General features: G+C 54.8%; 10 protein-coding genes and 1 tRNA gene. 7 read left to right on the top strand and 4 right to left on the bottom strand.

The annotated features are described in order from the left end of the window. Positions 1-4: 4 nt before the first annotated feature. The gene (locus BM310_RS07295; RefSeq protein ID WP_089806036.1) at positions 5-469 is read right to left on the bottom strand and encodes a 30S ribosomal protein S15; all 465 of its coding nucleotides are present in this window, start codon (positions 467-469) and stop codon (positions 5-7) included. 227 nt (positions 470-696) lie between these two features. Here BM310_RS07295 and BM310_RS07300 point away from each other — a divergent pair. The 6 genes from BM310_RS07300 to BM310_RS07325 all read left to right on the top strand — a co-directional run bounded on the left by BM310_RS07300 (position 697) and on the right by BM310_RS07325 (position 7,960). Next, a tRNA-Ala gene (locus BM310_RS07300) sits at positions 697-768 on the top strand. A 592-nt stretch (positions 769-1,360) separates the two neighbouring features. Next, on the top strand, positions 1,361-2,104 hold the full coding sequence (locus BM310_RS20890) for a hypothetical protein (RefSeq protein WP_143105124.1): 744 nt from the start codon (positions 1,361-1,363) through the stop codon (positions 2,102-2,104). 299 nt (positions 2,105-2,403) lie between these two features. Next, positions 2,404-6,006, top strand: a complete 3,603-nt coding sequence (locus BM310_RS07310; RefSeq protein WP_089806041.1) for an Eco57I restriction-modification methylase domain-containing protein — start codon at positions 2,404-2,406, stop codon at positions 6,004-6,006. A 26-nt stretch (positions 6,007-6,032) separates the two neighbouring features. Next, positions 6,033-6,179 carry a hypothetical protein gene (locus BM310_RS21295; protein ID WP_177232553.1) on the top strand — a complete coding sequence of 49 codons (147 nt, stop codon included), beginning with the start codon at positions 6,033-6,035 and terminating at the stop codon, positions 6,177-6,179. Between the two features lie 36 nt (positions 6,180-6,215). Then, complete coding sequence (locus BM310_RS07315) at positions 6,216-7,064, top strand: hypothetical protein (protein ID WP_089806043.1); 849 nt, start codon at positions 6,216-6,218, stop codon at positions 7,062-7,064. Between the two features lie 371 nt (positions 7,065-7,435). Further along, positions 7,436-7,960, top strand: coding sequence for a hypothetical protein (locus BM310_RS07325; protein ID WP_089806045.1), 525 nt, complete (start codon positions 7,436-7,438; stop codon positions 7,958-7,960). 7 nt (positions 7,961-7,967) lie between these two features. Here the strand turns inward: BM310_RS07325 and BM310_RS07330 are convergent, their stop codons facing one another. From BM310_RS07330 to BM310_RS20895, 3 genes are all read right to left on the bottom strand, one after another. Continuing rightward, the gene (locus tag BM310_RS07330) at positions 7,968-11,765 is read right to left on the bottom strand and encodes a helicase-related protein (protein WP_245778438.1); all 3,798 of its coding nucleotides are present in this window, start codon (positions 11,763-11,765) and stop codon (positions 7,968-7,970) included. A 90-nt stretch (positions 11,766-11,855) separates the two neighbouring features. Beyond that, a complete protein-coding gene (locus tag BM310_RS07335) occupies positions 11,856-12,464 on the bottom strand; it encodes a site-specific integrase (RefSeq protein WP_089806049.1) in 609 nt (202 codons plus the stop codon). 216 nt (positions 12,465-12,680) lie between these two features. Continuing rightward, complete coding sequence (locus BM310_RS20895; protein WP_143105125.1) at positions 12,681-13,163, bottom strand: hypothetical protein; 483 nt, start codon at positions 13,161-13,163, stop codon at positions 12,681-12,683. 798 nt (positions 13,164-13,961) lie between these two features. Here BM310_RS20895 and BM310_RS07340 point away from each other — a divergent pair. Beyond that, entirely contained in the window at positions 13,962-14,150 is a 189-nt protein-coding gene (locus tag BM310_RS07340) for a hypothetical protein (RefSeq protein WP_089806052.1), read from the top strand. Positions 14,151-14,228: the final 78 nt, after the last annotated feature.

Consider the following 14,228-nt stretch of genomic DNA (forward strand, 5'->3'; position numbering starts at 1 on the left):
CGGCTTATTCGAGGAGTTCGACGGCGACGTCGTAGCTGTAGGTGAAGTCCTCGTCGAGTTCGTCGCCGCGGTAGTAGTTCACCAGACGGCGAATCTTCGACTCGGTGTTCTGGAGCGCCCGCTTGTTCTGCTTGTCCTGCGGGTTCTCCTCCATGTGCTCGCGGAGTCGGATGGCGCGCTCCATCAGGTTCCGGAGGTCCTCCGGCAGTTCGGGCGCGGCGTCGTTCTCCTCGAGGATGGTGGTGACTTTCTTCCCGGTCGCCAGTTTGACGTCCGGGACGGGCGTCCCCTTGACGCCCTCGTCACGGAGCTTCAGACCGATCTGACTGGGCTCGTGGCCCTGCTCCGCGAGTTCGACGACGCGGGACTCGATGTCGTCTGCGTCGACGTCGCTCCACTCCGGGGGTTCGTCTGCCACGGGCCTGTCCGAACCGGACTGGCCGCGGCGGCGGGTGTGCATTCGTGCCATTGGTAGAGATTGGAACGGCACAGACCGCAGAAAGGCGTGACTGGCGACCACGGTGGTCGCGCACTTCCGCAATCCCAAGCCGCCCGAGGCGGCGAGTCAGATTTGCGGCCGTGCTGTTCCCGTGTGTATCCACCCCCGACCGAGTGAAAAGGGTTGCGACACTGGCCGTGAGAAAACCGAGTCGAAGGCCTTAATACCGACACCGCGGAACGATTGGATGCGTTCGCGGGCTCGTAGATCAGTGGTAGATCACTCCCTTGGCATGGGAGAGGCCCCGGGTTCAAATCCCGGCGAGTCCACTCCGATTCTTCCGCCGTACCCAGGGAACACGACCGCACGGTACGTTCTCTGAGGCGGCTGGATTCGCCATTTCTGGCTTAGAGATTACTCCCTCACAGAAGGGAGTTCAACAGAATTTCAAGTGCGGGCCGCCGCCTGCTTGCGATTTTGTGAGGGAACGGAGGTGGTCGACGTGACCGTCCACGAGGACGCGAGCTACTGCCTGCGTCCCATCTGTGAGTTCTGCGGCTGTGAATTCGACCGTCCGGAGAAGCGCTGCGCGGCGCTCGAGGATGGGAGGTGTCAGCCGTGATTCGAAGGCCCCCAAAGAGGGTCCGTCACTGTTCCAAGGCAGTGACCCTCTTTGGCGCGCCGCTCCCGGCCTCGGGAGCTCCCAGACCACCAGAGGTGGTCCGGCGTGTGTGACCACTCGGTTAGACGCATTGAGCGTTACGACGCCGAGATGAGTTCGGCTAGGGACTCTGTCAACGAGACTTTGGAACATCTCGGTCACCAACAGAGTCGAAACCGCTTCAGGAACTACCGTAGGGTAGCAGTCGGAATCCTCTTGGCACGGTTCATCACCTCGAAGGAAACTGGAGGTGCTCAGCGGTGAGCCAGATCGATGTCGATGAACGACTTGCTGAGCTCACCGAGCGCCTTGATGCCCTCGAAGAGGAAAACGCGGAGCTTCGCGAAGAGCTGCACGAGAAAGACCAGCGCATAGAGCGTATTGAGGAGAACAATCAATGGCTCACGCAGTATGTCGCCGGTCTCGAAGAGGAAGTATTCGGTGACTGGACTGCTGGAACACTTCTCGCTGAACTGGGAGGTGATTCACTCGGTGACGTCGTTGCCGACCTAGTCGATGATGTCGAGGCCGTTCACGATACCGCCACACAAGAGACTCTCGAACGTAAGGTCGGACTGCTCCGGTCTGAGCACGGGGCCATGTTACGGAAGCTCGCCGAAGAGAGCGGCGTTGACCTCGGAATTACTCACGGGGACATCATCACAAAGGTCCGCGAGGAAGGTATCGATTCGGCTGGCATCGGACATCGGGTCTACAAGAAGCACCGTCGCGCCGAGATCGTCCTCTCGAACATCGAAGACTGGGGGAAGACACGGACTGTCAACGGCATAACCACGTACCGACTCGAACGGCCAGACGTCCGTCGGTTCCTCAATTCCCAGCCCGACGTCGACATCACCCTTCAGTCGAAGAACGTCGGTGATGTCTTCGACGCAATTGAGGAACTCGCTGAGGGCTCACCTCGATACGTCTCACGGAGAAAGGAAGACGGCACCGACACGCTGTACGTCGGTTGGATCACCAACCGAGGCGAGTCCCAATGACTGTAATGTATATTACGCCCGTCGTAAGGTCGGCTCAACGGAGTCCAGTAAGCCGCACCGTTCTCGCTCATCCTAAACCACCACCAAACTAAATCTCACCCCTACTGCACCGCAACCGCACTTGTACTAGCTCCTTTCGTTAGCTGTAAGGCTGCCGACTAACTCGCCGCTAACTCGCTTGTCGCGGCGAGTTAGCTGTTCGACTATCTTACGACGGGTGTAAGATGAGAACCCTATCCCATTTCGTCGTTATCGAGTTGTATGCTGGTTTTATGTATCTCGAATAGAAGTTCCCCTCAATGACCACCCTCAAGCAGATCACGAAAGATGATATTGCGGGATGGGAGACCCTCAAGGATGTCGCATCTACCTTCGAGAAGCGCGGGCTGAAAGTTCGTGAGACCCTCGGCGAGGACAACGAACTCGTCCTCCAGCTCACCGACCGTGAGTTCATCGTTCTCGTCGAAGCGGGGCCAGGGGAATCAGCCTCAGACTTCAAACCCGACGACCGGCGGCGCCGAACCAACCTCGTCGCTACCAACGACTACGAGGAGTTCACGTTCCTCACCCGCATTCGAGCGCTCGACGGACAACAACACGGGCGCATCAAACACCAAAAGCTCTCGTTCACGAAGGAGCAGATGACCAGCAAGGGAGGCGAGAAGAACACCATCCTCCAGAAGCTCAACAGCCTCGAGTACGGATCTGCGGCAGCGATCTACGACGACCTCTACGATACCAAGCAGGTCGTCAAAGAGTTCTACCAGCAGTTCGAGACGCTTCGCACCGACCTCGTCCAGGAGGTCGCCGGCATCCCCGACGACCGCGGTGACGCGAAGCAACGGTACGTGCAGGTGACGCTCGACCGGATGATCTTCCTCTACTTCATCCAAGAGAAGCGCCTGCTCGACCGCGACCCGAACTACCTCCACGACCACCACAAACAACGCGTGGATGACGGCGAGGACGTCTACGAAGAATTCTACGAGCCGCTGTTCTTCGACTTCCTCGCCGAGAACAAGAAGAGCACCGAGTTCGGCGCACTCCCGTACCTCAACGGTGGGTTGTTCTCGAAGAACCCTATCGAGGAGGAGTTCGAAGACGCTCGCCTCGGTGAGACGACCAAGCAGACCAACGAGCTGTTCGGAGACATCCTCGACTTCCTCTCGGACTGGAACTGGAACGTGGACGAGCGGCTCGACATCGTCGATCCGAAGAACCTCTCGCCGGCCATCCTCGGGCACATCTTCGAGCAGACGGTCAACCAGAAGGAGATGGGGGCGTACTACACTCCTGAGGAGATCACCGGGTTCATGTCCCGCCGGACGATTCACCCGTACCTCCTCGACCAGCTGAACGAGGAAGTCGGTGCCAACTACGAGGAGATTGACGACGTCTTCGGGTTCCCCGCTCCGGACGCTGAGAGCGGTGTGGAGGCGCTAGCCGACGGCGGGGCAGTCACGGCACAAGTCCCGACAGAAAACGTCGAGACACGGCATGTGGAGACGTTATACCACGACTTCCTGAAGGAGGTTCGCGTCCTCGACCCTGCCGTTGGTAGCGGGGCATTTCTGCTCGCCGCTCAGGAAGTGTTGCTGGACATCTACATGCAGTGCATCGAGTTCTTCCAGCAGGTTGAAGACGAGGGGAGAGCGTGGAAACTGGAGGAGCGCACAGTTGAGGAACTGGAACGAATCGAAGAAGGGCGAGGGAATCCCTCGTTATACGCCAAGCAGTCAATTATACTGAACAATCTTTACGGAGTAGACATCGACGAAGGAGCCGTTGAGATTTGTAAGCTCAGATTGTGGCTGTCGATGGTCGCAGACATAGAGGACGAACCGAACGAAGTCGAGCCTCTACCAAACATCGATTTCAACATAAGGGAAGGCAACTCATTGATGGGGTTCACAGACCTCGTCGAAGTCAACGATGATGGCGACGCTCCACTCTCAAACTGGGGGGGTGGCGTTGGTGAAGGCGTACGTGAGATGTATGATGATGTTATTGATGCTGTGAAGTCTCATCGGAGTGCGTCCTCATCAACTGAGGCATCAGAGGCCCGAAGACGGGCTGAAGCACTGATTGATGAGCACCAGAAAAAGCTGAACGAAAAGATACTGGAAAGGTTCAAGGATGCCAATATCAGTGAGATCAGTGCAGACAACTTGGAGCAATTCAAGCCATTCCACTGGGTTCTTGAATTCGCTGTGGTTTACGAGTCTGGTGGGTTTGATATCCTTATAGGTAACCCACCGTGGCGAGCGTTAACCCCCGACAGAAATCGATACTTCACTCAATTCGATCCAGGGTTTCGAACACTCCCTGCGAGCCAAAAAGAAGACCGTATAGAAGAGCTCTGCGAGGACGAAACAATCGCTGAAGGATGGCAGCAGCACGAGGAAGATATTGACCGTCTCAGAGCCTATTATGGTGAGAACCCAGACTACCAACTCCAGAGTCCGGAAGTTGGAGGGCAAGGGACAACAGACCTTTCAATGCTCTTTTTAGAAAGAGCATTCCAGCTGAACTCAAACGAGGGGTACACCACATTCGTACTCCCCGGGAAGCTCTTTACCGGAATGTCTTCTGGAGACATCCGTGAACACCTGCTAACCAAGACACGGCTAGACTACATCATTGGATTCGAAAACAAGGGTATCTTTGACATTGACGACAGGTACAAGTTTGGTATTGTCTCATTCAAAAACTCTGGAACTACCGAACAACTGCGAGCAAAGTTCCTACAACGAGACCTTTCGGTTCTTGAAGACACGGACAGCTTGCTAAGTATCCCAGCCGAGGTTTTAAGAGATTACTCCCCTCGAGCGACCATTTTCCCACAAATTTCGAATGGCCGCGAGTTGTCTGTCATGAATACGATTGTCGATCACGCCCCAATTAGTCAAAAGCTGGATGACAAATGGGATATAGACATCTACGGTGAAGAACTCCATCGGACACGCGATTCGGAATACTTTGTGGAGTCTCCTGAAGAAGGCGATTACCCCGTTTACGGTGGCGGGAACTTCTGGTTGTTCGCGTACGACAATACGTTCGTAGACGATCTTGCAGACATCGAATATTGGGGTGTTGATGAAACACGAACAGACCACCCAAGTGCCAAATCCCGTGTCAGAGGCAAGAACGAAAAGCGTCTCAAGAAAGCAATCTTCGAGGCCTTCAATGGGACAGGTTCTCAGATTGGGTTTGTAAATGACCTGCTGGAACGCCACAGGGGAGATGGGCTCAAAGAGGACGATGTCCTACTAGACTGTACTACCCATCGGATCGCTTTCCGAGACGTTTCAAATAACACCAACGAGCGGAGTATGGTCGCTGCAATACTTCCAAAGGGAGCTGTTTGTCACAACAAAGCACCTACCATTCGGCCATACAGCATCGAGCCAAAGAAGGAGGATTTGTCTAAAGAAAATCTGCACGACATGTATGCCAGGAAATTCACTAACTCTGAACTATTCGCCGCTCTGGGCCTTCTTAATAGTATCCCATTCGACTATATTGTTCGGACAAAGCTGGATACCACAATGAGTGTCAATGCTATTGAAGAGTCTCAAGCTCCACGATTGTCTGAAGGGAACGACTGGTTCAATTACATCGCAGAACGGTCGGCTAGACTGAACGCGTATGGTGAGGAGTTCACTGATGCTAGAAAAGAAATGGGGGGTATTGAGCCTGCAACTCAAGAAGAGACTCGAGACGAGATTCAGGCGGAGGTTGATGCTGCTGCATTCCACGCCTACGGTTTCGAAAGGCGAGATGTAGAGTTCGTTCTTGAGAACTTCCATAGGGTTTCGAGTCCACGCATCATGACTGAGGAGTACTTCGACATGGTGTTTGAGAAGTTCGACCTGTTAGAGGCGGAAGGGCCCTTCAATTAACACCGGAATCATCCTGTCCACAAGCAATGGTGTACCACGTCAACGACAAAGGTGTCACCGCACTCGAACCCACCAGCTTCGATGCCCTCGACCTGACCGAGGCTGACATCGAAGAGTGGATCATCGAGACACCCTCGATACTCGACGAAGACCTACTCGTGGTCGCCTCCTAGTACGCCAAGTTCGACCGAACTGCCGAACGTCCCGACGTGTTGGCACTCGACCCCGATGGGAAGCTCGTGGTCATCGAACTGAAACGGGATAGCGCCGACAAGACGACCGACCTCCAGGCCATCAAGTACGCGAGCTACTGCTCGACTATCAGTGCCGAGGAACTCCAGCAGGACTACCGAGCGTTCTGGAACAACCGCCGCGACGAGGATGACCAGCTCACACCCGAAGCGGTCGGCGAGCAGTTCAGCGAGTTCCTCGGCGAGGACGTCGCCACTACTGAGGACGGCTACGCCGATTTCGTCCTAGACGACCGGCCACGGATCTTGCTCGCCGCAGGAAGCTTCGCCCCGGAGATTACCACGCCCGTCGTCTGGCTGGAACGCGAGTACGGGATGGACATCACATGCATCGAACTAGACGTCCACCAACGCGACGAGGAGGTGTTCGTCAGTGCGCGGCAGGTGCTTCCGATTCCAGAGGCCGAGGAATACATGGCCAAACGGCGGCAGAAGGAACGACAACAGAGTCGGTCGTCGAGCCGGGCAGATCGGGCGATCACTGTCTTGTTAGAGGCGGGACTCGTCGCGGAGGGGGACATAGTCCTCTTCGACGACGAAAGCCTACCAGACGACGCTGAGCGCGAGTACGGCCCGGACGACGACTTCTGGCGTGGTCGAATCACGGGGAAGACTGGTCGGAGTGACAACGTCGAGTGGTTGGAGAACGGTGCAGAGTACTCATTCACCGCCCTTGCCCAAGAGGTGCTTGAACGGGCGACTGGTCGTGAGTTCAACGTCAATGGCTATCCCTACTGGATACACCCTGAGCATGAGATGAGCCTGTCCGATCTCCGACGGTCGAAGGTTGGTGACATCGATTGGTGAGGTTGTGAATGAAGAGCGTTGAGCCTGGAGATAGAGCCCGCATCGACATCCCCCAATTGAGATGACCCAGACTTCCAGTATCGCGGCGAGTTATCGAAGTACTCGGGTGTGATGGGGCGCAACCACTGGTGACGAGCAAGACTCGTTTATCTACCGAATTCGGCTAGATTCAGGTGGCCAAGTGGATGTGAGGTGGCGTGACCTACGTCCCTGACCCGAGAAATTCGCGAGCTTCTGCAGAGAGTCTCAAAGCACAAGGCAGCGGTTTGCTGTGATGTTGGAGTTAGTGTATGATCCCGCCAGAGCTATCGATTACACTTTCCTCCAACAACGAGCGCAATCTTCATCATGTAGGAAGAAGAGAATATATCATGGTAGAGGTAGTGAAGGAGGGGTTCTTGAATGAAGATATTCGGGAACGCAAGTCATCTCGGATGTTCCCTGAGGACGAATATGAACGAATACTCTCAGCTGTCGAGGATGCGCCAGATAGTGTATTTGAGACAGATCAACGGACTCTGGACAGCCACGTAGCAGATGCAATCCCCGACTATTACTTCGAAGAAGATGCGGCGTCAGGCCGGAATTCGAAGTGCAAATTGTGGACTCCAGACTTCGACCATAGTGTAGACCTATATCACCCAGAAGAACGGATTGCCATTGAGATTGAAAAGAGCCAACAGAAACGCGTGAGCGATGACATACTAAAGTTCGTCAAGGGGGGGAAGACGCAACGGAACAACCGTAAGAAGGTCGAGTTTGGATGTCTGATTGTCCCTGTGAATTGGGGGAGCAAAAATAACAATCTCTACAACGAAGCCATGCAGTGTATGCGGTTCATCAGGAGCGTGCTACACGTTGAGGATATCGCAGTAATCGGATATCGAATTCAATAAGTGTGAATCACTGGCCGATAACGCCCCAACAGATGAGGCGAGCCTGCACAGCACTCTCGCCCACCAGCGTCGTCTGGTACTCGGCAGATGCTTCGATGTTGTTCTCAATGAACGCTTCCAGTTCGACAAGGAACTCCTCAACGGGCCAGTCACCAAGTGATGTGTAATCAGGGTGTTCGCGGAACGTCTCTCGCAACACGCGGTCTTCGTCCGAGTGTTCGAGTTTCACCTTATCCAGTTGGTCGAACAGTGCGTTCGTCCAATCACTAACCGTATCGTATCCGTCTACAGGTGCTGGCTGGTTTCCATATTGTGGAAGGATCCGCATCTGCATCATGTCGAGCAGCATTTCCTGTGTGGCTGACTGCCCTCCACCACTGAATACCTCCTCAACCTGCCCTTCACGTATCTCCTCTAACCGCTCGGAGAGATGCTCCTCGATAGACTCTCTGTTCGCAACCACTCTGTCTGTATTCCCCGAGAGCTGCTCCCCCTGGGTATCGGGGGTGATGGATAGGGCACCGACTGGTCGCTCTTTGAGGTCACCGCTAAATGGTTTGTAGTAGAATGCCCGCCGTACCCGTCCAAGCGGTGCATCCTCAGGTTCACCCGTCTCTTCGTTCTCGAACCACAGATGTACAAGGCCGAACACACCCGGACGCGGGCCACTATCGTGGCCAACGGCGTTCGTATAGAGGAAGTCACGTTCGTCGGTCGGCTCCTCGAAGTAGTCCTCCGCGAACTCGAAGTCGTCCGAAGACAAGCCGTAGTCGTCGTTCAGTTCCTCCTTGAGCAGCACGCGCTCGAACGCTGCGTTCTCGTCGCTCCCTGCGTTCCGTAGTAGTGGATTCTTCGAGGTGTCGTCCAGCTCGTTGTAGTCCGTCACCTCACGAGATTCCCGAATCGACGACTCGATCTCCTCGATCTCGAGTTCTCCGATGGTCTTCTCAGTCTCAACACCAGCCTTCTCAAGCACCGCATCCTCGTTCGGGTCGAGGATGTTGTTCTCCTTGCCGACGATGAGCGCGATGTCGTTGATCTTCGCCTGCAAGCGCTGGAGGAGCTTGATCGCCGCCTCAATGTCACCGTCGGGATAGAAGTTGTGTACGTACTTGTCCGCTGTCGAACCGATGCGGTCGATGCGACCGACACGCTGGACAATCCGCATGGGATTCCACGGCAGGTCGTAGTTGACGACGACAGAGATGTCTTGGAGGTTCACACCTTCACTGAGAGTGTCCGTCGCGACGACGTACTGCAACTCTGTCTCGTCACTCTCGGCTAGCGTCTGCTGGTATCCCGACGCCTCTGGAGCGAACCGTTTGATGACGTCTTGCTTGTTCTCGTCGCCACCTTTGACGACCGCACTGTTCTCCATCGTCATGGGTGACGACTCGTTCTCGACGAGTGTCCGATGGACGTAGTCCGCAGTCGCGCGGTACTGCGTGAAGATGAGCACCTTCTGGTCGTACCCGTTCAGAACGTCGGCTAACCGGTCGATCTTGGGGTCACGGAACTCGCGGAGAGCAAACACTGCTTGGTAGAAGTCCAAGGTAGCGGTGTCGGCTTCACTCAGATCATGTCGGGGATAGAGGGTGGGGTTGGGGTCGTCTTCAGGCACGTCTGGGAGAACTGCTGCACCGTGATCGGCGAGCCACTGCTCCAGTTCGACCTCCATGTCCGCTATCGCCCCCGAGTCTCGAGCCACACGCCCGATGAATCGTGAGAGGAAGTACGCGAGGAGGGTGAGGTCTTCGCGAATGTACGTCTTCACCTCTCCGACCGTGGCATCGGCTAGCTCGTCGTCCGCATCACCCCCATCGGCTCGAAGCGCACCACTGTCGAAGCCGAACTCCTCGAGTGTTTGTTCCAGGTCTTCAACTGCGTCTGCTCCCTCGACGAAGTCATCCAGTGTCGAACCAGCCTCGTCGGTGTCGAATGTGCGTAGGACGTCGATGTCTTCGTCCTCTGGTAACCCCTCAAGGAACCCAAGGAGCGCCCGTTCACTCTCGTGGAGGGTCTGCACCGACTGGACGAATGCATAGGTAGACGACTCTAGCCGTTTCAGCAGGTTGAGTTTGTAAAGCGCTTTCAGTGTGCTCCCTGCTTTGGGATTCTTGATTGTGATGTGTGGGAGGTGGAGGGCGTCCATCACGTCAGGCAGCATCCGATAGATTGGCTGGTATGCAGGGGGGAGCGAGTACTGCTCCTTGTTGAGCTCTGGCGGCTTGAAGCTCATCTCGAACTCGTCCTGATCGGTCAGGGTGTCCTTGACGTGCTTCCGAGTCCGAAGCACCATCACCTCGTTGAGGATTTTGGAAATCTCCTGTGAGTGGCGCTTGAGTTGCTCGGTGATTTGGCGTTGGTCTTCCTCGGAGGCTTCCTCTTTACCAGCGGCAATTCGCTTGCGCTCGGCTGCGAGGTCAATGTAGTCGTCGAAGGCGCTGAACTTCAGCGACGCCTTGTTCATGAGTTCGTTTTCGTCGGTAAACAACCCGATGAGGTTCTTGAGGTCGCTCGCCGAGTTGTTGATCGGCGTCGCAGTCAGCATGATCATCGTGTTGTTCCGGAGAAGCCGAACGTTCGCGTGTCGTCGAGTTCCCTTGTAATCGTCGTCGTCAACCGGGTTCGGTCGCCACTTTCCGTGGTTCCGGAACCGATGTGCCTCGTCGATGAGCACAACCTCGAATCGGTTATCGAGGGCGTTCACCTCCTCATACGTGAGGTTCTGGAACTTGCTGATACTCATCACCTGCAAGTGTTCACCGTCAACTTCGAGACCAAAGAATGGTTCTCCGTCTTCGTCAGTAGCGTCTTGGAGGAGATCACGCCACTGATCAGTTAGGTTGGCTGGGACGAGGAGAAGGCAGCGGTCACCTTGCTCACGGTAGTCGTAGAGGAGTTCGCCCCCGATGAACGACTTGCCAAGGCCGACGGAGTCTGAGATGATACAACCGTTATACTGTGAGAGTTTTGTTTTTGCACTCTCATACCCGAGCGTCTGGAAGTAGTAGAGAGGACTATCTCGAACACTGACGTTGCCGTTCAGCTCGTCATAGGCTAGGAGCTTGTACATCTCGAAAGGCTCCAGGTATGTACCGTACTCCTCGTCAACGTCGTCATCATCATCCTGCTTCCCTTTCCAATCTTGGTACCGTCCACTGTTTTCAATGACCGTAACAATCTCTTCGCTAAACTCCTCAGCCTTCGACCACTGATCGTCGAACCATCGCTCGAACTCCCTTGCGTCACCCTGTTCTTGACTGGTCAGGTTGAGCTCGACGTTGTGACGGTGACCACTCTGTGAGAAGTTAGATGACCCAACAATGGTCGCAGCCGCGCGACGGTCTTTTTCACCCTCACGTGTCTTTGGATCCTCCGGAACAGCCCGGAAACAAGCTCCCTTCGCGTGGAAGTATCCTTGCTCTGGGTTCCGAACCCGAACGTCAACCTGGCCACTTGCGATATAATCCTTGAGATTGTCCAAGCGTTCCACCTGAGCGTTATTTAGACCCGAGATGTCTTCCTTTAGCTCCTCACGAAACTGTTCACGGAGCGTCTGGCCCTCTTCTATCTCGTCAGAGGTACGCTGGTCTGTTTGCCGTCCCATGAGGATGCGGAAGGGAGCTCGCTCCATCTGCTCTGGATCACGGAGATTTGCAAGGTCTTCCTTGACAAGGTCGAATCCAGAGAGGTAGAAGTACCCAGTTGCGACACGAATTTCTTCGCACTGAGGGATGACCTTCTTGTAGACGTCCTCCAGCGTCGAGTCAGTGTTGTCGACGAGTGGATCGAGAGAAAGCATTGGATGATCTCGCATCAGCATACTGACTAAAGAAAATATCCATTGAATTCGCCATCCACGACCGCGTATTCATCTAGTTGCGAGGCGGTACTACTCAGCAGTCCCTCCCGCTCTCATTGCTTCACCAATTCTCGTTTCTGTTGGTTCCGCAAGATACGGCTCAATTGCTGAGTAGTCAGACCAACCCCCGATACTCATCATCGTCCGCACATCGACTTGGCGCTCTACGAGGTGATAGGTTGCCCACGAGCGGCGGAGGTCGTGGGACGATACTGATTGCCAGCGCGGTTCACTGAGGTCGTTGAAAACTTCGTGAGCAGCTTCCTTCACCCAACGTCGTACTGATGGAGTGCTTACGTCCACCCAAGAGTCAGAGGAGTTCATTCCCTTTTCTCGGCTGTATTTGTGGATATCCTCGGCGACGTGATCGGGCATCCAGGCATCACGGATCTTTCGGTGACCTCCTTTGGTATTCTTCCCGCGAATCTCGAATAACCATATATCTCCCTCTTCAGAGTATCTAAGATGTCTGTCGCTGGGATAGCTCACCTCAGATGCTCGCAGGCCACATCTTCCCATCAGCTGTAATGCAATCTCTCGCTTCCACCCGTCTTCGCCGGCTGCACTCTCAAGAAGATTCAATTCATTCGGAGAGAGCCAGCATTTCGTTATGTCGTCGGCATCGTCGACGCGAACCATAATCGAGTATTGCAGACAACTCGACTAGTTCTTTCGGTGGACCCACTTCGATTGGAGCTGAAACAGGGCTAATTTCCAACCACGTAATCGGGTTTTACAATAAAGCGTTCACACAATGACGAGCGATCTCACCGGCGGATTCTAGTGAATCTCTCCATCCACCTTCCTAGCAGTCCACAACTGAATACAGTTAGCGGTTCGAATAGGGGGTACGGATTATCTGAAGGGGGCACAGAGAGAGGAATAGTTCGCGTCGAGGAGTTCACGATTTCGTCCGCCATCTCCTTTCCCTGCTAATCTCCAATGCTCACTCCCGTTCTTATCTTGGACGGGCATATAGAAGTCACCGCTGTGGAGTTCCTTGTCAGGGACGACGTAGTATTCCTGAGCCTTCGCGCCGAGGAACGCGTGAACCAACGCGGGCCCACGTATGCGTAACTCGTCATTCTTCCGTACGGACCCTCCCCAGAAGTTGAACGCCTTGCTGTAGTGCATCCACACGAGTGCGTCGCCGGACTCGGTTCGCGCTGTGCAAACGTTTCGTTTCTGTCCGTCTGTCACGGTGTTGATGTCGTTGCACTCCCGCAATTGTTTCTTGAATTCCTCACGTCGCTTATGCTGGCCCATTACACGGTTTTGCTGTGTTTCGGTCACGGACGCTGGCTCATCGTCGTCTTTACTGAAGTCGTCAAGACCCATTGACCCACTAAACACGAGTTACCGTAAACGGTTAAATTTTGCCTCACAGACCCTCTAGAGCGTATTCTACTAGCGTCTAGCGCCTAGTTCTCCAGTACACTAGAGAGGTGGCAGGCTGGTTGCCTATCAGTATCAAACGATATTTCCTAGTGGCCGCTCAGGCGAGACTCGTACCATTCAACCTTACAACTAGGTCATGATCGACAGATAATGCTATCCAAATTTGATGATATTAACAAATTTGTACGACAGCTAAGTGATTGATTCGCGTGTTATACTCAAATCGGCCACGAACAAGTTTTCATCGAGTGGTGGTTTCAACTCGCTCAATCCTCGACCGGGGAAGTCTTCCGGTCGTATCGGTCTATTAGCAGAGAGAGCTTGTCATCTGCAGACAACTTCGAGATGTCTACGTTGATTGTTCCTTGTAGTGCGTTATCGATTCGTGCGACCGTTCTTGGGTCAAGACGAGGGTATTCGTCAGGCCGATCCTGAGAACTTTGGTCCGTCTCTCCTCGTTTTCTGGAATCAAACCCCATACAGGGGTTTCACAGGCCCTATACATGTATTCTACCACCTCCGTGATGGTGAATTAACCGCGTAACGCGGGTCAGACACGACAAGATAGATTTGGAAGGCCTTGTTGAAACCCTCTACTTGTGATAGGTTTCAACAGTCCTCCTGAATACACAGCGCGAGTCGGCTGGAGCCGAGCGGGGGACTACGGTGGGCGGAAAAGTCACCGGCAGACCACCGGACACCGAACCGGTTTTCTTACTGCCAGGCCGGCCTTGGGCCATGGCATCGGACGACGAAGCGGAGTCGTCGATGGACGAGGAGCGGTTCGCTCTCGGCATCTCGCTCGGGGTGTCGCTGGGCGTTTCGTACGGCATCATGTCCGACAACTTCGGCCTGGGTATCAGTCTTGGCCTGGCCGTCGGCGTCTCGCTGGGGCTGCTGTGGGGGCAGGCCGCCGAGAGCGAGTAGAGGAGTAACGGGTGACAGCTCGGCGTGCCAAGTGCATTGTTTGTCAACAAACAGGAGCAACCGCGATTTTCGGAGGGC

It is taken from the genome of Halogeometricum rufum, assembly GCF_900112175.1.
In the GTDB taxonomy this organism is placed as follows: Archaea; Halobacteriota; Halobacteria; order Halobacteriales; family Haloferacaceae; genus Halogeometricum; species Halogeometricum rufum.

Excerpts from the sequence above, each read along its gene's own strand:
- BM310_RS07340 (WP_089806052.1), top strand. The coding sequence starts at position 13,962 with ATGGCATCGGACGACGAAGCGGAGTCGTCGATGGACGAGGAGCGGTTC.
- BM310_RS07310 (WP_089806041.1), top strand. The coding sequence starts at position 2,404 with ATGACCACCCTCAAGCAGATCACGAAAGATGATATTGCGGGATGGGAG.
- BM310_RS21295 (WP_177232553.1), top strand. The coding sequence starts at position 6,033 with ATGGTGTACCACGTCAACGACAAAGGTGTCACCGCACTCGAACCCACC.
- BM310_RS07325 (WP_089806045.1), top strand. The coding sequence starts at position 7,436 with ATGGTAGAGGTAGTGAAGGAGGGGTTCTTGAATGAAGATATTCGGGAA.
- BM310_RS20895 (WP_143105125.1), bottom strand. The coding sequence starts at position 13,163 with ATGGGTCTTGACGACTTCAGTAAAGACGACGATGAGCCAGCGTCCGTG.
- BM310_RS07330 (WP_245778438.1), bottom strand. The coding sequence starts at position 11,765 with ATGCTTTCTCTCGATCCACTCGTCGACAACACTGACTCGACGCTGGAG.
- BM310_RS07335 (WP_089806049.1), bottom strand. The coding sequence starts at position 12,464 with ATGGTTCGCGTCGACGATGCCGACGACATAACGAAATGCTGGCTCTCT.
- BM310_RS07295 (WP_089806036.1), bottom strand. The coding sequence starts at position 469 with ATGGCACGAATGCACACCCGCCGCCGCGGCCAGTCCGGTTCGGACAGG.